Source organism: cyanobacterium endosymbiont of Epithemia clementina EcSB (assembly GCF_029919255.1).
GTDB lineage: Bacteria > Cyanobacteriota > Cyanobacteriia > Cyanobacteriales > Microcystaceae > Rippkaea.
In genome coordinates this window covers 370,285-390,901 of sequence record NZ_CP123991.1, presented here as the reverse complement: position 1 = coordinate 390,901, position 20,617 = coordinate 370,285, and the positions used below count along the sequence as shown (strand labels likewise).

General features: G+C 32.4%; 11 protein-coding genes and 1 pseudogene. 7 read left to right on the top strand and 5 right to left on the bottom strand.

Going from position 1 to position 20,617, the window contains the following annotated elements; genetic code table 11:
* Positions 1-75: 75 nt before the first annotated feature.
* A complete protein-coding gene (gene cobJ / locus P3F56_RS01265; RefSeq protein WP_281152963.1) occupies positions 76-1,923 on the top strand; it encodes a precorrin-3B C(17)-methyltransferase in 1,848 nt (615 codons plus the stop codon).
* Positions 1,924-2,099: 176 nt separating this feature from the next.
* On the opposite strand, the gene P3F56_RS01260 is transcribed toward cobJ, so the two are convergent.
* Entirely contained in the window at positions 2,100-3,026 is a 927-nt protein-coding gene (locus tag P3F56_RS01260; RefSeq protein WP_281152962.1) for a spermidine synthase, read from the bottom strand.
* Positions 3,027-5,286: 2,260 nt separating this feature from the next.
* Here P3F56_RS01260 and proA point away from each other — a divergent pair.
* The 5 genes and pseudogenes from proA (at position 5,287) to P3F56_RS01235 (ending at position 12,153) form a co-directional block, all read left to right on the top strand.
* Positions 5,287-6,591 carry a glutamate-5-semialdehyde dehydrogenase gene (proA, locus tag P3F56_RS01255; RefSeq protein ID WP_281152961.1) on the top strand — a complete coding sequence of 435 codons (1,305 nt, stop codon included), beginning with the start codon at positions 5,287-5,289 and terminating at the stop codon, positions 6,589-6,591.
* Between the two features lie 195 nt (positions 6,592-6,786).
* Positions 6,787-6,996, top strand: a pseudogene (locus P3F56_RS01250) (phage holin family protein).
* Between the two features lie 1,318 nt (positions 6,997-8,314).
* A complete protein-coding gene (locus tag P3F56_RS01245; protein WP_281152960.1) occupies positions 8,315-9,076 on the top strand; it encodes a YebC/PmpR family DNA-binding transcriptional regulator in 762 nt (253 codons plus the stop codon).
* 1,083 nt (positions 9,077-10,159) lie between these two features.
* The gene (gene hpnA, locus P3F56_RS01240) at positions 10,160-11,146 is read left to right on the top strand and encodes a hopanoid-associated sugar epimerase (protein WP_281153668.1); all 987 of its coding nucleotides are present in this window, start codon (positions 10,160-10,162) and stop codon (positions 11,144-11,146) included.
* A 26-nt stretch (positions 11,147-11,172) separates the two neighbouring features.
* A complete protein-coding gene (locus P3F56_RS01235) occupies positions 11,173-12,153 on the top strand; it encodes an ABC transporter ATP-binding protein (protein WP_281153667.1) in 981 nt (326 codons plus the stop codon).
* A 226-nt stretch (positions 12,154-12,379) separates the two neighbouring features.
* On the opposite strand, the gene P3F56_RS01230 is transcribed toward P3F56_RS01235, so the two are convergent.
* The 4 genes from P3F56_RS01230 to wecB form a co-directional block, all read right to left on the bottom strand.
* Entirely contained in the window at positions 12,380-13,558 is a 1,179-nt protein-coding gene (locus P3F56_RS01230) for an LptF/LptG family permease (protein ID WP_281152959.1), read from the bottom strand.
* A 21-nt stretch (positions 13,559-13,579) separates the two neighbouring features.
* Positions 13,580-14,308, bottom strand: coding sequence for an LPS export ABC transporter ATP-binding protein (gene lptB, locus P3F56_RS01225; protein ID WP_281152958.1), 729 nt, complete (start codon positions 14,306-14,308; stop codon positions 13,580-13,582).
* 78 nt (positions 14,309-14,386) lie between these two features.
* Positions 14,387-14,875, bottom strand: a complete 489-nt coding sequence (locus tag P3F56_RS01220; protein ID WP_405054769.1) for an LptA/OstA family protein — start codon at positions 14,873-14,875, stop codon at positions 14,387-14,389.
* 2,280 nt (positions 14,876-17,155) lie between these two features.
* Positions 17,156-18,283, bottom strand: a complete 1,128-nt coding sequence (gene wecB / locus P3F56_RS01215) for a non-hydrolyzing UDP-N-acetylglucosamine 2-epimerase (RefSeq protein ID WP_281153666.1) — start codon at positions 18,281-18,283, stop codon at positions 17,156-17,158.
* A 1,227-nt stretch (positions 18,284-19,510) separates the two neighbouring features.
* Here wecB and P3F56_RS01210 point away from each other — a divergent pair.
* Complete coding sequence (locus tag P3F56_RS01210) at positions 19,511-20,431, top strand: NAD(+) kinase (protein ID WP_281152956.1); 921 nt, start codon at positions 19,511-19,513, stop codon at positions 20,429-20,431.
* The last annotated feature ends 186 nt before the right edge of the window (positions 20,432-20,617 follow it).

Genomic DNA, 20,617 nt, shown 5'->3' with positions numbered 1-20,617 from the left:
TATATAAAATTCCAATTAAACTGAAAAGGTCATTGCTTAATAGGCATTAATTATTAATTAATTATTAACTCATATATGATATCTCCGTTTAAACCTTTTTGTCCCATTGCCGTCATTGCAACGACTCCTCAAGCTATCAAGACTTTACACTCATTATGTCAACAAATTGGGGCAACCCTTCATGTTCCAAGTCACCAAACTAGCCTAGATAACACTCAAGTTTATCAAGGTTCTCTTAAAGACTATTTAACTTCTATTTGGAGCCAGAATAGAGTTTTTATTTTTGGATTGGCAATAGGAGCAGTAGTTCGGTTAATTTCTCCTTTACTACAAAATAAATCTAGCGATCCAGCTGTTCTTGTCATTGATCCAACGGGTAAGTTTGTAATTAGCTTATGCAGTGGACATCAAGGAGGAGCAGATCACTTAACTCAATTAATTGCTCATCAACTCAATACAATTCCCATTATTACAGGAGCAACTAATAATTTAAATTTACCAGGAATTGATATTTTAGGATTACCTTTTGGCTGGCGCAAAGGAGAAGGAAATTGGACAGCGGTTAGTAGCCTTATTTCTCGTGGAGAAAAAGTACAAGTCATTCAAGAAGTTGGCTCAACTTTGTGGCAAGATCATTTACCTTCTAATCATCCTTTTTATTTTGGATTTTCTGAATTTAATAAAGATGTAAAATTTTTGGGACAGATTTGGATCAGTGCAACTAAAAGAAAATTTTTGTCTGAATTAAATTTTTATAAAGTACAATGGCATCCTCGTATCTTATGGGCCGGAATTGGTTGTATTAGAGGAACTTCTGAAAGCTTAATTGAGAAGACAATTAATGAAGTATTTCAAAAGTATAATTTAGCGACCGATGCTATAGCAGGAATAGCAACAATTGACATAAAAAATAATGAAGATGGATTATTAAAATACTGTCAAAACAAACAATTACCTTTAAAAACTTTTCCTGCTGACATTTTGATAAAAATACAAGTTCCTAATCCTTCAACTATTGTTCAACAAGAGGTAGGAACTCCCAGTGTTGCTGAAGCATCTGCTATTGCTGCAGCTAATTCTTCTGCTGATTCTCTTTTAGTCTCTAAACAAATTATTCAGTCAGAGAATGAAGGTGCAGTAACTATAGCAATTGCTAAGTCTAGTCTAGAATATACTGGAAGAACCGGAAAACTATATTTAATTGGAACTGGCCCAGGAAGTTTAGCACAAATTACTCCGGCGGCAAAAACGGCTATTACTCAAGCGGATGTAATTATTGGTTACTCTTTGTATTTAGACTTAATTAAACCTTTACAACGCCCTGGACAAGTTATCGAAGCATTCCCAATTACTCAAGAAAAACGACGAGCTACTAGGGCAATAGAATTAGCACAATGGGGGTTAACAGTAGCAGTAGTATCTTCAGGAGATTGTGGTATTTATGGAATGGCAGGATTAGTGTTAGAAGAACTACAAAAAAGGAATTGGGATGGGAACACACCTCAAGTAGAAATATTTCCAGGAATTACTTCCTTACAAGCATCAGCTTCAAGGGTAGGTGCACCTTTGATGCACGATTTTTGTGCTATTAGCCTAAGTGACTTGTTAACTCCTTGGAAAGTAATTAAAAAACGGTTAGTTGCAGCAGCAAAAGAGGACTTTGTAACGGCTATTTATAACCCACAATCACGAACAAGAACTCAACAAATTATTTATGTACAAGAAGTTTTTTTAAAATACCGTAACCCTAAAACTCCGGTAGCTTTAGTCCGTTCTGCTTATCGTCCAGATGAGAAAATAACCTTAACTTCTCTTGAAGAAATGCTTAACTTTACTATTGATATGTTAACCACAGTTATTATCGGCAATTCTAGTACTTATAACCATAAAGGCTGGATGATTACACCCAGGGGATATGATTAAAATAAATAACGAACATCAATATATGACGAATAAGTAAACGTAAAATACAATTTTTTCAAAACTAAATTGAGGAAGATAATAATCTAATTTTGCCCTGAATCTAATTTTATTAGATTCAAATAATTATAGAATTTATCTCAAAAATATACGAGTATTAAAGGCTAATTTTTAGGTCACTAACTAAAAAATTTAGGTGGTTTATTAAAAGTGTAAACATCCGTACATTTTGCAATTGCGTCTCGAATATAAAGAGGAGTTTGTAACATTCCTAATAAAGTTTGTCCATCAATTAAACGTAATCCTCCTGTCGTTTCCTTTGCTAATAAATTATCAACAAATACTGGGTCAGGGAAAGTATTTAAAACTTGATTTCCACAGATAGCAAAACCCCAGGGAGAACCATAGGTAGGAGTAGGAGCACAATAAGAATTAACCTGAGGAAAAACAGCTTTTAGGGTATTCACTAAACGGGCGTGATATTTAATAAATGGAGGAGAAACTTGACCACTTTGAATAATCACTAAACCCTGGGGAGATAAGACCTTCTGCAGCTTGGCAAAATATTCTTTGGTAAATAATGGGAATGACGGACCTTCTTCAATGGGATCAGATAAATCTGAGATAATAATATCCCATTTTTTGGAGATTTTATCTAGAACTTTGAAAGCGTCATCGATAATTAATTCTACCCGTGGATCATCAAAACAGTTCTGGTGCATTTCAGGGAGATATTTTTGACAAGCAGCTACTACTTCTCCGTCAATGTCAATCATCGTCACCTTTTCAATAGATTTCCATCGTAAAATCTCCCGAATAGTTGCTCCTTCTCCACCGCCTAAAATGAGAGCTTTTTTTACAGATTGATGAGCAATCATTGCTGGTTGTACTAAACTTTCATGATAAATAAACTCATCCTTTACACAAGATTGCCATTTTCCGTCCAAGACTAATGCTTTACCATAGGATTCACTTTCAACAATATACATCTCTTGATATGGAGTTTTTTTATAAACTAAAATCTTTTTAACCCCATGACTATAAATATCCCAAGGGGTAATATTTTCATTGATCCACAGATCTGCCTTAGTTTTACTAGTAGTCATAATATTCCCTTCATTTTTAAAATGGTCTAGCTATTAATCTAAGCACATAATTGTTCTATAAGTATAGAACAATTATTTATTTGGATAGTTTCCTTATAAAATTTAACCAAAAGAATCTCTCTTAATATAAGTTATATAGGAAGTGTTTAATTCTTTACTGGCTAGATTTAAGGCATAAGCTAATTTTTAAGTTATTTTTAATTTTTTTTGTACCTCTTAGTATTGAGTGCAATAAGTTACTAGGAATATTATTAGTTTAATAAGAATCTACTTCTGAAATCATCAAAATTGAATTGATCATAAACCTCTCTTTATGATCAATTCAATTTTCAATTGAGCTCTTCTACCATCTCTTGGAGGAGTTGATTGTCGAAGTCAGCTATGATTTTATCAATCTATTTAATTGTTATCTTCCAATTCTTTGGAAGATAACAATTAGTTTTTGTTAATTCTAAAAATTTATTAAAAACTCCATTACTCGCAATTTAAATTTTATAAATATCTTCTGTCTACTCTTTATATTTTTTAAAAAAATTAAAAAATATATTTTCTGAATTTTGTTATTATTTTTTTCTAAATTCATCTATAAATCAAGCTCTAGTTCTTAGAATTATTGTCTTTTTACTCTTTTAAAACTTTATCTGGTGGTCTAACTCCTCATTAATCTATTTCATGACATGAAAAAAGTATTTTTTTGATGATATCTTTAGGAGGCATCTACCAATCCATACAGTTTTATTGTACTTAAGATAATTGTAAAACCTACCTTAGAATAAGGTAGCTATATTTGATATTAATATCAATAACAAGTAGATATCAGAAATTTACAATGATTTTAAATCAGGTTTTTAAGCCGTTAATTTTCATTGACTTACAAAATTATATTGTAAAAACTATATATAAACTTCCTCTATTTAACTTAATAAGGTTTAAGCTAAACTAGACAAATACTTTGCGAGTATTCCCTTATTACTCTTTTCAAAAGAACTATCAGTCTTTAAATTGCTATATCCAAGAAGATTAATATATATTTTTCTTGTTGCCTTAATAAGAACAATATATATTAAGTTTTTTTTATCTCCTATTATTTTATAATCTCTTTTTTGAAAACTATTATGATAGGCTGTTAATCTATAGTAGTATTATTTTAATCTAGCATTTTAGCTTTTATTTTCTCAGACTTATTGAGTGACTTTTGAAGCTACTATTAGTGTATTTGTATAAGTTCTCCTTGTTATAAACATCTAGTTATTCGTTGAACACTTTATGGTATTTAACATATTTCATTAGACTATTCTTTATCTAAAGAAATATTAATACTTCACTTCAACTAACTAAAGAATTACAATTAGCTATTTTTTCCCTTTTAAGATTAATCGTTAAAGTTATGAAATAAAGTAATGGATTGAATGGCATATTGATTGAATCAATAATTTTATTTAAAATATTTTTTATGTTGAATACTTTGTAGTTACTTTTTTAAAAAACGTATTTTATGTATTAAAATACTACAAGTAATGAGGACTTGCGTTTATCATTTATTTTTATTAAAATTAATCTAGCAGAGGTATTTTTCTGATCTATAAATTGTTAGTTTATAAAAATAAAAACACTACTTTATAGACTAGGAATCTTAACAATATACTATTAAACTTAGTTTTGAGATTGTCTAAATAATTATTTAGACAATCTGCTAATCTTCTATTTCGAAATAATCTAAGAAGTTAGACCAATACTTAGCTTTAGGTTGTTTAATTATTACTTATTTTGAATCATTAAAAGCCTGAGTTTGTCTTTATAAGAGATACAGGAATTATCTGTCATTACTAATTCTAATATTATTAGAATCTATGAAACTAGAAATTAAAATTTGATGACAATGCCCTATCTTATAACTCCAAAAATAGTTTTTAGAATCTTGTAAATTTTATAAATCACAATTTTAAACTTTTTAGAATTGTGATTTTGTCATAGCTAGGCTAGAATAGCCTAGCTATGACTGAAAATCAAAATATTAGGTTTAGGTAACTTCATTTCTAAGTTAGCCGCCAGACTTCGCGTTTATGTAAACATAATAATGTTTCTAATCTGCATCTTTACTATTCAATAATTTTCTCATCTACTTTATTCTCTTCATGATTTTTTTATAGAAATATAAAAAAATATTAAAGATATATCTAAAAAATAGAATATTTCGAGATTTTCAGATATTATAGTCCTTAATAAAATAAACAATAATTTTTTTATTGCTATAAAATCTATGGGTTCGACTCCAATCAAAGCTTTATCTTTAGCAGAAATTGCTCATAAAACCCGTGAAGCTGCGCGTCAGTTGGGATTACTATCTACAGATGAGCGTAATAATGCAATTGAAGCCATCGCGCAAGCATTAGAGAACACAATTCCTGAAATTATTACGTCGAACCTAGCTGACTGTGAAACTGCTAAACAAGAAGGAATTTCCCAACCTTTATATAACCGTTTAAAACTTAGCGAGACTAAATTAAAAGCTACGATTAAGGGGGTGAGAGATGTTGGAAAATTGCCAGATCCTGTGGGGATAATTCAAATACATAGGGAGTTAGATAAGGGATTAATCTTAAAAAGAGAAACTTGTCCCTTAGGGGTATTAGGAGTTATCTTTGAAGCCAGACCTGAAGCATTAATTCAAATTACTAGTTTGGCCATAAAATCTGGCAATGGAGTAATTCTTAAAGGAGGAAAAGAAGCAATTAATTCTTGTCAAACTCTGTTTAGAATTATCCGAGAGGCACTCTTAAAAACTCATGTTGATCAAGATAGTGTTGAATTACTAACTACCCGTGAAGAAATTAAAGAATTATTAGCGTTAAAAAACGATATTGATTTAATTATCCCTAGAGGATCTAATGGTTTTGTTAGTTATGTTCAACAAAATACTAATATTCCTGTTTTAGGTCATGCTGATGGAATTTGTCACCTTTATATTGATAAACAAGCAGACTTAAATAAGGCAATTGCCATAACAGTAGATTCTAAAACTCAATATCCTGCGGCTTGCAATGCTATTGAAACCTTATTAGTTCACCAAGACATTGCCCCTCAGTTCTTGCCTAAGATAGCTCAAGTTTTAAAAGAAAATAATGTTGAATTAAGAGGAGATAAAATCTGTCAAGAATTAATTAATATTATACCTGCAACAGAAGAAGATTGGAAAACAGAATATAGTGATCTTATCCTCTCAATTAAAATTGAGGCTTCTTTAGAAGACGCGATTACTCACATCAATACTTATGGTTCAAAACATACCGATGCAATCATTACAGAAAATAACATTTCCGCTACAAAATTTTTAAACCAAGTAGATGCAGCCGGAGTGTTTCATAATTGTTCAACTCGCTTTTCTGATGGGTTTCGCTACGGTTTTGGGGCTGAAGTTGGTATTAGTACTCAAAAAATGCCTCCTAGAGGTCCAGTAGGCTTAGAAGGATTAGTCACCTATAAATATCAAGTGACTGGAGACGCTCACATTGTAGCAACTTATTCAGGAGATAATGCTAAGTCTTTTAACTATTTAGATGTGTAAGAGACTTTTCATTAAAAAAATCTTGAGTCCGTAGAGTAAGCAAATACGACAGTTATTTTAGTTAATTAAATTAAATCAAAAAATAGTTCAATTATTTTTTATAATCTGATGTAAACTAATAAAAAGTAAGTGATGGACTTCTTGATATAGTTGTTACTAACTGCTATTAATTTATTGATTATTGATCAATTACCGATTGGAGTAAAAGTTGATCGTTCTTTAAAGGCATTGGTAACTGCTATTGTATTTGGTATGGTAAACGCCATTGTCAAACCAATATTATAAGTCTTAACAGTTCATATAACTATTTTGACATTGGGGCTGTTTTTGATTATCATCAATACCATAATCTTTAAGCTGGCAGCAGCTTTAGTTCAAGGATTTAGATTGAGGTATGAATTTTAAAGTGCACTTTTTGATTCATTTTTTTTGGGGTTGTGAACAGCCTATTATCTAATAATATATCAAATTTACTGATTCATAACAGAGAAAATGATTATTAATTCAAACATTACTTGATAAATCTAATTGAACAAGATAAACGGCAATTGTTGATTTTAAGAAAAGTTTTTATTAATTAGTTTGGAAGTAAGGATAGAGGTCCCCTTTAAATGACTCCAATAAGTGGAAAAACTATTGCTGTTTCAGCGTTCACTCTAGTTTTAAATAAGAGAATATAGTCAAAGTTTTGTTAGTTATCTATTACTATTAGAATTTAGTTTTCCAATAAGTAAGGTAATCTAAAAAATAAATTTTAATTCTATTCGATATTTTGAAAGGATTTATCAATAGCAAACTTATTTATCCAAATAACTTCATAACAAATATTATAAAGTTATTTGGATAACCACAATTAGTTTTATAATAACAAGTTATATTAACGAGACAGGTATTTAAATTTAATTTTTTTAAAAAATATGTCTATAATGTCTTTTAAGATTAAAATTGATTGGGCTCAAAATTTTACATCGTACAAAATTAAATTAACAAATTAGCTAAGTATTGCAAGCTAATTAAATAAAAATTAGATAAAAAATATATTTTTTATCCGGAGAGTAATTACGCTGATATTTGAAGTAAAAAAATACACAGGCTTTTTTATTCATGTAAACTTATATAAATAGTTTCTATTTTTAGTCTAATTTTATTGAGTGGTAAAATAATCAAAATCTTGAAGAATAATTTCCTATTTTTATAGATAAAAATAGGAAATTATTCTTCAAGATTTAGGTTTTAAATTTAACTAGCTAGTAAACATGCAGATTGCTCAATTTTTTTTGAAAGAAAAAGAAAAACCTAGTCAATAACTTAAATAAAAAAGCTACAAAAAAGCTACAAAAATTAGTATGTATTTGTTCTTTCGATAAAGGTATTAATATTTTTCTAATTTAACTGAATGTTATATTAGTAAGTACTCCATATTTATTAGATTGTTCAATGTCAAGTATTATTTCTATACCTATATTCAGAAAATAAATCAAGAACTTTATTTGATAATATTATCAGGCTACTTAAATTAAATTAAGAAGTCTAGGAGATTAGATTGAATCTATTATACAAATAATTTTAATATTTTATTAGTTTAATTAAACTGAAAATTTAAACGAATGGATCTTGACTTAATTGTTAAAGTTAAGTACTTCTTCTATAAGAAGATTAACTGTTTATAATTTAGTTAAGAATGTAGTAAAATAAAACAGCATATATAGTTTGTTAAAAAATTATGGCAGGTCATAGTAAGTGGGCAAATATCAAACGCCAAAAAGAAAGAGTTGATGAAAAGAAAGGCAAAACTTTTACCCAATTATCTCGTGCCATTATTATGGCAGCAAAACATGGACTCCCTGATCCAGCGGCTAATTTCCAACTTAGGACTGCAATTGAAAAAGCCAAAGCTGCCGGGATTCCTCATGAAAATATCGAACGAGCGATCGCTAAAGGGGCAGGAACCTATGAAAATAACGAGACTATGTATGAAGAAGTTCGCTATGAAGGTTACGGATTAGGAGGCGTGGCTATACTCATTGAAGCCCTAACTGACAATCGCAACCGTACGGCTGCTGATCTGAGGGAAGCTTTTAGTAAAAATGGGGAGAATTTAGGGGAAATTGGTTGTGTAAGTTGGATGTTTGACCAAAAAGTAGTCGTCATCCTTGAAGGAGAAGTAAATGAAGATTTTCTTCTTGAAGCTTCCGTCGAAGGGGGGGCAGATACCTATAAATTATTTGAAGAAGAAATGAGGGCTGAAATCTTTAGTGAAGTTACCAATTTAGATACTCTAACTAAAACCTTAAGAAAGAAAAAAATTAATTTTTTTGAAGTGGAATTACGATGGATTCCCAATTCCATTGTAGCAGTAAATGATCCGGGTCAATACAGATCAATTTTAAAATTAGTTGATACATTAGAAACTCTTGACGATGTGCAGAATGTAACCGCAAATCTTGAAATAGCTGAGATATTAATTGAGGCTAATGTTGCTTAAGTAGACCAGAAACTTTAATCACTAACAAACACCATTTAAATATTTTTACAAGCAATTTTTTTGTAATTATTTTATGAATAAATATCTAGTGAAGTTGTTAAATTACTTCTAAAAACATTTGTGTAACATTAGTCTTTATAAGTAATTTAAATGACATATACTCTCTTTTTTATGTTGACAAATACTAAAGATGTTCGAAAAGTAATTTTAAGCTTCAAAGTCCGTTTCTATTTTACAAATTTGTACTGTGATCGAAATGGGAACAATTTCTTCAAACGAAAACAGAGTCCCTCAACAAAGATTACTGCGCTTAGGGGCAGATTATCTAAAAGTTTCAGTTTCAGGCAGCATTTTCCAAGTTAGAACTGGAACGTTATTAGTAAGTAGATTCAATTTAAACAATAATTAGGAATGTTACAATATTATAAGTTCAGACCCGCATTAGATTAAGTAATCTAACACAAAATAGGCTCTAAAATAGGCGTCAAATCAATTGATCTTCGGTCTACACATAGTTTTTAGTTGAGTTTTGTTTTAATTAAATATCAAGGTGTCAGCACTAATAGATTTATGATGATTTTGCGAGAAAGTACTTTATATATTTCGACCCTTGATAACAAAATGGAACAAATAAAAAAACGTAACTTTGACAATCCTAACTTTCTGTCTAAGTGTTACTTAAAAAGTGTAAATTTATTTACAAGTCAGACATCCAAAAATTGGTTAAATACTGAGAGTATAAATGGAGTTCGTAAAAATATTTAATAAGTAGTATATTTAAAAATTATGGGTAAGGATTATTCAGCATTATTTTCTGCTATTGATAGAAAACTTGTAAAAAACATTTGTGAAGTTAATTTCAATGTAATTGAAGGGTATGTTAGTTTAGGGGAATATGTAAAAGCTTGTTCATGAAAGGTGCGTCACAGTATAATGAAAACCTTAGTTTGTATTCAATAAAAAGAGTTTGCCTAACACATTCTACCTTAATTTTTTGTTTACAAAAAAAGTCTCTTGCTGATTATGCCTATCTAAGCAATGAGAAATCAACGTACATTTGATTACAAAAAAAATACTTCGAAAATGACAATTAAGGCATTTATTACAGGAGGAACGGGATTTGTCGGCGCAAACCTAGTTCGGTTGTTATTACAACAAGGTCATCAAGTGCGAGTATTAGTGCGTCCACAAAGTTGTTTAGATAACCTTAAAGGGCTAGATGTTGAACAGGTGGAAGGCGATCTCAATAGTCCAGACTTGGCTGCAAAAATGCGAGGAACTCACATACTTTTTCACGTTGCAGCTCACTATTCTCTCTATCAACAAGATCGCTACCAACTCTATCAAAGTAATGTTTTAGGAACTCGTTCAATTCTAGAAGCCGCCCGTCAAGCTAGAATTGAACGCACGGTTTACACAAGTTCGGTCGCCGCAATTGGTGTGGGAAAATCCGGTCAAATCATTAATGAAACTTATCAAAGTCCAGTAGAGAAGTTAGTTGGTCACTACAAAAAATCAAAATATTGGGCTGAACAAGAAGCTCACAAAGCTGTCCAAAATGGTCAAGATATAGTAATTGTCAACCCCAGTACCCCTATCGGACCATGGGACATTAAACCTACCCCCACGGGAAAGATTATCTTGAGATTTTTACGCCGTCAAATGCCCGCTTATGTAGACACAGGGTTGAACTTGATTGACGTGCGGGATGTAGCCTGGGGTCATTTATTAGCTTTAGAAAAAGGGAGATCAGGGGAACGTTACCTCCTGGGAAACAAAAATTTAAGCCTTAAAGATCTATTAGAAGAATTAGCCACTATTACTCAGTTAAATGCTCCCCAGCAAACTGTTCCTCTTTGGCTACCTTTAACTGTCGCTTGGATTGAAGAATCTCTGTTAGCTCCTCTGGGAAGATCTCCATCCCTAACCCTAGATGGAGTTCGAATGTCCAAGTTTCCGATGTACTACGATGGAACCAAAGCGGTCCAGGAATTAGGATTGCCCCAATCATCGGTTAAACAAGCCTTACAAGATGCTGTTACCTGGTTTGTTGATCACGGATATTACTAAAAGTTCAACAATTATCAATTTTAACTATAATGTCAATTACTGTCGAAAATCTAGGTAAAACCTACTCCATTCCTATAAAAAAACCTGGAATTAAAGGAACATTATCCCATTTTTTTAATCGAACTTACCGACAAGTAGAAGCTGTTAAAGATATCTCATTTACCATTGAACCGGGAGAAATAGTTGGGTTTCTTGGAGCTAATGGTGCAGGTAAAACTACGACTCTAAAGATGCTTTCTGGACTGATTCATCCCTCAGAAGGAAAAGTAAAAATTGCAGGGTATATTCCCTTTCGTCGCCAATCCCAGTTTCTGCAAAAAACTAGTTTAGTGATGGGACAAAAACAGCAATTATTATGGGATTTACCTACACTAGATTCGTTAAGGATTAACGGGGCAGTCTATAAAATTCCCGACAAAATCTTCAAACAACGACTACAAGAATTGTCTAAAATGCTATCAATTGAAGATAAACTAACCCAACCTGTCCGTAAACTGTCTTTAGGGGAACGGATGAAAGCTGAATTGTTAGCCGCTCTTTTACATCATCCCCAAGTATTATTTTTAGATGAACCGACTTTAGGATTAGATGTTAATGCTCAAGCTGCGATCAGGGAATTTTTACGGGATTATAATCAACAGTATCAAGCAACAATTTTGTTAACCAGTCATTATATGGCTGATATTACGGCTTTATGCAAACGGGTTTTATTGATTCATCAAGGACAATTAATTTACGATGGAGATTTAGAAAAAATTTTAGCAAAATTTGCTCCTTATCGACAGGTAAATGTAGAATTAGCTAATTCTATTTCAACTGATCAATTAGCTAGTTATGGGAAAGTTGAAACCGTTGATGGACAGGCAGTTCGGTTTTTAGTTAAACGGGAAAATTTAATCACTATGATTACCCATATTTTAGATCAATTGGAGGTCATTGATCTTAATGTAACTGACCCTCCCATAGAGGAAGTCATTGGTCATCTATTTCAAACTAGCAGTATTTAATCGCAAATAAATTTTTTACCTTTTAGCTATTGATTTAAACCTACCTAAGTAAATAGCTCTAATTAAGTTAAAAAGTTAAATCTTACAATTACTTAATTTTTGCGCTGGTTCTAATTATAGAGAGTGATTTTACAAATGTTTGCTAGGAATCTATGAAAAAATCTGGATATCTTGCTTACTTTTCATTTAAAAATAATTTTAAATATCATGTTTTTTCCTATTTTAACTATCTTAGATGGGCTGATTGCACTAGTAATAATACTCCGGCACTCAGTCCTAAAATATTAGGAGTCCAAGCTGCTAGAAACGGAGTGAAAATACCCCAAATTCCTAAAGAACTAGTGACGAAAGCAAGAAGATAATAACCGAAAATTAACCCAACACAAATTCCAAAACTGGTGGCTCGATTGGTATTTTGCGGTCTAACTCCGATCGCTGCTCCCACCAACCCAAATACTACACAGACAAAGGGAAGAGCATACTTTTCTTGGATACGAACTTGTATCTTGCGAGCCCGTTTTTCATTACCGCTGAGTTTCATGACTTTTAAATATTCTTTGGTCTCACGAATACTCATTTCCGTAAAGTTTTGACGACGATTTGCTACATCTAAAGGGGCGCGGGGTAAAGCTAATTGCTGATGTTGAAACCGGACAATATTGCGATAGGAACCATCAGGGGCAATTAAATAAATCGTTCCGTTGAAAAAATCCCAGGTATTAGTCAAAATATTCCATGTTGCCGACTGAGATGTAACAATTTGGTTCACCCCTTCTTGAGTGCGATCAAGGATCGTCAGTCCCCGCATTTGTTTCCCATTAAATTCCTCTGCATAGAATAGACGGCTTAAAATAGTTGCTTCCTTTCCATCTTCCTGTTGAATGGTACGGTATTCGGGATAAACAATATTTCGTTCTGTAAAATTAGGACGTTCTTGGTTAACAGCCTTTTCTAGGGTAACGGCCGCTTCGTGGGTGGCTGCTGGGGCGATCCAATCATTCACTACAAAGGCACATCCTGTCACGATTAAGCTAAACAACACTGAAGGAATTACTAAGCGGTAAATACTAACCCCTAAACTCCTCATAGCAATTAATTCACTATCGCTCGATAGACGACTATAAGCCATTAAAGCCGCCAATAACATGGCCATTGGAAAAGCCAAAACAACGAATCCAGGCATTTTCAATGCCAGAATTTTTAAGGCTATGGTAAGCAATAAACCAGATTCTGTGACACGGCGCACCAGATCAAATAAAGTTCCGATTGCAATACCTAATGAGGTAAAAATCCCCATTCCAAAGAGAAAAGGTAATAAAATCTCAATAAAAAGATAGCGATCCATAATGGATAAGCCAGGAAGTTCTAAATTAACCTTTCTAAATTTTAATTGCCCCATATTCATGGTAATTTTAAGTTATTTTTGTTATAACTGGAAGTTTTCCCCTAGATAATACTGTCTCACTAAATCATTGGTATAAAGTTCTTCAGCACTACCAGAAGCTAGAATCTGACCGTCACGCATGATATAGGCACGATTAGTAATAGCAAGGGTTTCTCGGACATTATGGTCGGTAATTAGGATACCTATGTTGCGATCACGTAATTGGGCGATCAAAGTTTGAATTTCCGAAACCGCGATCGGATCAACCCCAGCAAAAGGCTCATCTAATAACAGAAATTCGGGTCCATTGAGTCCTACGGCTAAGGCCCTAGCGAGTTCTGTGCGCCGTCGTTCTCCTCCAGAGACTTGAGAGCCTTGAGTATTGGCAATTTTTTCTAGACGAAATTCTTCCATAAGTTGATGTAGACGGTTCGCCCGTTGGCGAAAGGGAACTTCAGTTTGTTCTAGAGCTAAGTGAATGTTTTCTCGAACACTCAAATGGCGAAAAATACTCGCCTGTTGAGTCATGTAACCGATTCCTAACCGCGCTCTTTTACTCAGGGACAAAGTAGTAACGTCTTGTTGATGAAGCCACACTCTACCCGCATTGGGTTTAATTAACCCTGTCGCAATATAAAAGGTAGTAGTTTTGCCCGCTCCATTAGGACCAAGAAGTCCAACAATTTCCCCAGGAGCTACTTGTAAGTTAACCCGATTAACGACGAAGCGTTTTCCGTAAGATTTATGAATGTTATCTAAAACGAGTGTCATTATATTGAATTCAGAAGTCGCTAATTTAGAAATTTTAAAAAGACACCTTATCGAAAATCGCAACTATTTAATTGCCGATTAAGGATTTAAGAGTGGGGGCAAAGGAGCTGAGTTCAAAGGAGGAGCAGGAGCTACCGATGCAGGGGCAGGGGGACTTTCTTCGTTTTCAGTGACGAGATAGATAGATTCAACTTGCTCGCTAGATTCTGGCGTGGCAATAAATCGTCCTTCATCAATGAGATAGGTCATGATTTCTGCTCGCATACTATTCCCTTCTTGTAAGACGTAAACATTACCTGTTAAAACTAGACGACGTTCTCGACTAAAATATTGTGCTTGGGCAGCAGTTCCTTGAATTTGGTGGGCGGGATAAAAAATTTGCACATTACCTCTAGCGGTGACAACACCCGTTTCCGAGTTGGCCTCTTGAATATCAGCTCGAACGGTTAGGGGACTGTTTGAGGATGGGGTTTGGGCAATCGCGTTTAGGGGTGTCCATTGAATGGTCAAAATTCCTATTATTAGGGCGATAACACTCTCTAGAACTTTTAAGGAATATCTGGGCATTAGTACCGGAACGGACAACATTGCTTTTCTAGTCTAGTGGTTCAAGATTATTGATTCGATTATAGGGATAAAAATAACGAGTTGGTTCGGAAGTTGCAAAAACATCACGTGGACTTTAGTCATTGGGTATCCCGTCGTGTCCTCTTTTATTTAAAAATATTTTCTTTGGGCAGCCCTCTTTAGAAGGAAAATATATAATTGCTGTATGTTAATACTAGGTTTCAAAATAGCAGTCACTGTTTTAAGTTAAAAAGGAATGTTCAAGTAAGTGAGATTGTTATTAATTGAATGCATGAATTTTAATCTTTATTCATATTAAAAATCTGGCTTTTATCTTTAAAAAAGTAAAGATTCTTATATTTCTTAACAAGAAGATAAAAAATATAGAACCATTAAATAACAAATTAAATTTTATAAAAATTTAATTTGTTATTGTCTCTATTGTCCATAGAAAGTTTTTAAATTAAATAAATACAGCTTTAATAAATATGTTATGTAATTTCTTTACAAGAAATATGGTTAATACTACATTAAAATAATAAAAATTAATTTTTATCTAACTAAACAATTAAGCTATTTTTATACTTTTAGCATCCGATAATCAACTTAGTTAAATAAATAATTATTTATGTTTAAAAGAACCTACTAGTTCTTATAGTCAGCTTTAAAATAGGATAAAATAGTTTTATATATATTCGAAATAAAGAACTTTCTGATGGACGCCATTGAATTATTATCACCTTTAATCAAGTTACATACTTTCTAACCATCACTTTATTAATCAAGATAGTTGACATAAAATTATGATGGCTTTTTACTAACTAATTTGACCTATTAAATAGGGGTATAATATAGTTTATATCTTAGATATTTATTTTCAATAAAAATACAAATTTTATATATAAATTTTAGGTCGTTAACTAATTAATTTTTATTTTTTTATTTTTCAAGAAGAAAAGTATCAATAATATATAACTATACTTAACTATATTCTTTTTAGAATAATCTAAACTTAGTAGTCATAAATAAACAGCAAAAAATATTTATTTATCTTGATATCAGTAACTATAATTAAGTTTATTTCGTTTATTTTTTTTATAAAAATGCCTTTGATCGAAACTTTATCTAACTGCTTTATCTAAATCATATTTATCTTAAAACATATTTACGAAATTTAATACGCTTTTATCTAATGTTATTCACCTTCTATATTCTTTTTCTTTTCTACTTCTTCTCTAGCTATTTTAAATTTAAGTAACATTTGTTTGCTCAAAGTTTTTACAACAGACCACCGATTCTAAATTTTGTTAAAATTTGGAGAGTCAGATAGGAGCTGCCATAGTTCACCTCTAGTTTCTTTTACTATCTCTCTAATGGTTTCTTTCTTAAGGATAAATAGTATTATTCAACGCTCTCCCCTAGTTCGGATAAAGTAATCAACTTTTTGGATAACTAAGATTGAAATAAATCTCTATTCTTAACTAGAAATAGGTAAGAATAGAGATTTATTGCTCTTGTAAAGCACTCATAATAAATAGTCTTTGTTTTTTTACCTACAAATTATTTGGATAGTATATTTCTTATTTATGAAAATATTCATATGGATAATTTTCTCTCTTTAATTTTTTTTAGTTTATTTCTTTCTTAATCTTCGTAAGTTTTTTTCTAGTAATTCATAGTTCTTGGCATCTATAACTTATTATTTTGTTTATAAAGGTTAGTCTCTTCATAGTTAATTTATTCTTTTAATAAAGAATATGAACTTTTGTGCGTCCTCAACTTTACTGAAGTTACCATGTTTTATGATCAATTTTAACTATATGAAATTCCCTGACTTTTTTATACTTTTGGTGCTGATTCAATCAATCATTGGTGTAAATCATAACTATAAAATGTTAGCTATGGATGATAGCACTTACTCAATTTAAAAGTATAGAATTACACTATAGTGTAATTCTATAGTAAAGAAAAAAAGTTATTTCTGGTCATAAAAATTCTGTTTTATTCGACATATATTATGCCAAATACAATGGCACAATAGCAATTTCAAAATTTGATTTCAAATTGATAATATTATTTGGCTATTTTTTATCAGTTAGAATGAGAATATTTCAATATTGATAGTTAAGTATTTTATATTTACTGACTATGTTTTAACATGATTACTTTTTCTATAAAAACTAAAAGTTTCTGTTACTAACATATTTATTGATAAATAAAAATGGAATATCAACTATTAATATCAATGATGATTAGTTAGCAAATACTTAGTAAAAATAGTTAATACTTTTCTCCTAAATAACGTTGTACAATCTCTAAGATACGATCACTTGCTTTTCCATCGCCAAAGGGGTTAATCGCATTAGCCATTTTTCTATAAGCATTTTTATTACTTAATAATTTACTCGCTTCTGTTAAAATATTCTGAGAATTAGTCCCCACTAACTTAGCAGTTCCTGCTTCAACAGCTTCGGGACGTTCAGTGGTTTCTCTTAATACTAAAACTGGTTTACCTAAACTGGGGGCTTCTTCTTGTAATCCACCTGAATCTGTCAATAATAGATAACAATTCTGAATTGCCACGACTAATTCTCCATAACCTAAAGGTTCAGTTAAGAAAACCCTTGGATGATCCTTTAATACTTTTTGAATTGGTTCTCTAACCACTGGGTTACGGTGCATTGGCAACAATAAAATTGTATCAGGATATTTATCTAAAATAAGACGAAGACTAGTGAGAATATCTTGTAAAGGTTGACCCCAGTTTTCTCGTCGGTGAACTGTTGTGAGTAACAATCGATATTTATTAGTATCTAACCCTTCAATGTTTAAGGTTTGCTGTTTCTTGGCAACTGTTAATAAAGCATCAATTACTGTATTACCTGTAAGATGAATTTCGCCTGTGACTCCTGAACGCTTAAGATTTTCTACAGCTAATTGAGTGGGAGCAAAATGTAATTGAGCAAGTTGGGAAACTAGACGGCGGTTAGCTTCTTCAGGAAAAGGATTATAAATATTATCAGTACGTAATCCCGCTTCAACATGGCCAATAGGGATTTGCTGATAAAACGCCGCTAATGTAGCTGCAAAAGCAGTGGTGGTGTCTCCTTGAACTATGACTAATTGTGGTTGGATTTTTTTAAAGATAGTTTCTAACCCTTGTAAACTGCGGTAGGTAATATCAGTGAGGGTTTGACGGGGCTGCATAATTTTGAGATTATAATCGCCTTCTAATTCAAATTCAAACAATTTCATCACCTGTTCTACCATTTCCCGATGTTGTCCAGTGAGAATAACATGGGTCTTAAACGCCGGCGATTGACGGAATTTTTTGATCACGGGAGCAAGTTTAATTGCTTCAGGACGAGTTCCTAGGGTAATACAAATGGGGTAAGGCACTGAAAATATTAAGAGGTAGTGTTAGCTTATTGATTCTATAGTATTAGAGATCGACAATGAAGTTGCTCCTCTTATCAAAAGTTGTTCTCAAAGAACACTTTAGCGTTATGGTTGTTTTCATCTATTCCAGATGAAAGTGAAAAAACACGAAAATGTTAGTTGCGCCAAAAAATAAAGCTATATATCATAGATTTTCTCGCTAAAATTATGGACACTAACAATAAGACTAATCAATCAACGCTAAAACTAACAGAGCTTTTTTAAGTCAATTAAAGTTTTATGAATCGTCTGTTTAAACATTATAGAGCGAGAAAAAGTATAAAATTATTCCCTTGTTGCCGAAAAAAATTTTTTTTGATTGACGAATAACAATTGCTAACATGTAAAACAACTATGTTACTCTGCAAGAGATCAGTACTTACTTAAATGAGACGATAGGGATGAGGGTTGGTATTCCTACCATGTTTTTTTTCGTTCAAGAACTTAAACTTAACCCCAAAAAACACTTCATACCTTAGAACTTCATAGAGATAGAGTTTGAACTTTGGAGTAAAAATATTCGACGACACTTAAATAACTAAAACTTTCAGACTTAGTTTTTATTGACAAAACCGAAGTATAGACTGTCTATTACTGATAACTTTGTGGGAATAACTGAACGTGAATGAGCTTATAGAAAATATCCACATAGTCCAGGGGCACATATTATGTTTGTTAGAGCGCTCGCTGAATCAGTCTTTTGAGCCCCTTTTACTTTTGAAAGATAAAAAAAATAAAAAAGCTTTTCTGAATTATGAAATAGGGGGACTGACACACTTTGGACATAAGCTATGTGCCCATGGATAATTTACTGGCTTATAGGACAATAAAAGATTAGAGAACTGATGGAATTTATAGGAGTAAAGGTCGTATTTTTATCTCCTTACTCTCCTGATTTCAATTTCATTGAAAACTATTAGTAAAAAAAGAAAAACTTTGAAAACTGAAGATATTGTGAATTATAGAGAGATAAATCTAGATATTAATTTGTTAAAAACTGATTAAAACATAATTAGCGACTCTAACTACTATTTTTAGTATGAACTACCTAATTAAAATTGCTTATTAGTTGAGTCCAATGCACTGAGTGATCTCATAGATAACTTGATTAGATACAATAATAGGGAAAGTAAGGTTTAGGAATCCCTCGATCCCTCGGTAAGTTGAGGGAAAAAGTAGCAATTAAACTCAACTAACGTGGAACTTAAACAAGTAATTATTGCCCATAAAGCTGCAGACGCCCAAAGTAAATCATGGGCTCAAACCTGCGCTCGACAACTCGAAGCTCGTAACTGTAAAGTCTTGATGGGACCTAGTGGTATTAAAGACAATCCCTACCCTGTGTTTTTATCTTCTGTTACCGAAAAAATTGATCTAGCCATCATTTTAGGAGGAGATGGAACCATATTGGCCGCAGCGCGACAATTGGCGCCAGAAAACATCCCTATCTTGGCAGTAAATGTGGGAGGACATTTAGGGTTTCTCACCGAACCCTTTGAATTATTTCAGGATATAGAAAACGTTTGGGCTCGTTTGTTAGGGGATTGCTATGCGGTACAACAACGCATGATGTTAGAAGCTTGTTTATTTGAAGGAGATAAAACCAACCCAATCCCCAGTAGTGAACACTTTTATTGTCTCAATGAAATGTGTGTCAAACCCGCGAGTATTGATAGGATGCCTACAGCAGTTTTAGAAATGGAACTCGATGGAGAAGTGGTTGATCAATATCAAGGGGATGGGTTATTGGTCGCAACTCCTACGGGGTCAACTTGTTATACTGCTTCAGCTAATGGCCCCATTGTTCATCCAGGCATGGATGCGATCGCTGTTACTCCCATTTGTCCCCTAAGTTTGGCCAGTCGTCCCATTATTATTCCCCCTCGGTCTGTAGTAGATATTTGGTCTCTAGGAGACTTTGAATTAAATACTAAGTTGTGGACTGATGGAGCTCTAGCTACGTCCATTTGGCCAGGACAATGGGTAAGGGTTCATATGGCTGAATGCGTGGCTAAATTTATTATTCTTCAAAAGAATTATTCTTTTTATCAAACCTTGCGAGAAAAACTACAATGGGCTGGAACGAGAATCCACTATGACAACAACCATCGAGGGTGAAGAGTAAACTGGGGTTGGCGCAGCATAACGGACCTAAAACTCACTCATTTTAGTACGTTATGCCATGATTTAACCTTAGTTAAAGATTGTTATCTAAGAAATTAGCCCAATATACCCTAATTAATGTTTTATTGACTAATAATCTACTAAGGTGGTTTGATCCAGAGTTTTTAAAAATTAAACTCT

What these genes read in the sequence shown, in the direction of transcription:
- cobJ (WP_281152963.1), top strand. Translation starts at nt 76, where the DNA reads ATGATATCTCCGTTTAAACCTTTTTGTCCCATTGCCGTCATTGCAACG.
- P3F56_RS01260 (WP_281152962.1), bottom strand. Translation starts at nt 3,026, where the DNA reads ATGACTACTAGTAAAACTAAGGCAGATCTGTGGATCAATGAAAATATT.
- proA (WP_281152961.1), top strand. Translation starts at nt 5,287, where the DNA reads ATGGGTTCGACTCCAATCAAAGCTTTATCTTTAGCAGAAATTGCTCAT.
- P3F56_RS01245 (WP_281152960.1), top strand. Translation starts at nt 8,315, where the DNA reads ATGGCAGGTCATAGTAAGTGGGCAAATATCAAACGCCAAAAAGAAAGA.
- hpnA (WP_281153668.1), top strand. Translation starts at nt 10,160, where the DNA reads ATGACAATTAAGGCATTTATTACAGGAGGAACGGGATTTGTCGGCGCA.
- P3F56_RS01230 (WP_281152959.1), bottom strand. Translation starts at nt 13,558, where the DNA reads ATGAATATGGGGCAATTAAAATTTAGAAAGGTTAATTTAGAACTTCCT.
- lptB (WP_281152958.1), bottom strand. Translation starts at nt 14,308, where the DNA reads ATGACACTCGTTTTAGATAACATTCATAAATCTTACGGAAAACGCTTC.
- P3F56_RS01220 (WP_405054769.1), bottom strand. Translation starts at nt 14,875, where the DNA reads ATGCCCAGATATTCCTTAAAAGTTCTAGAGAGTGTTATCGCCCTAATA.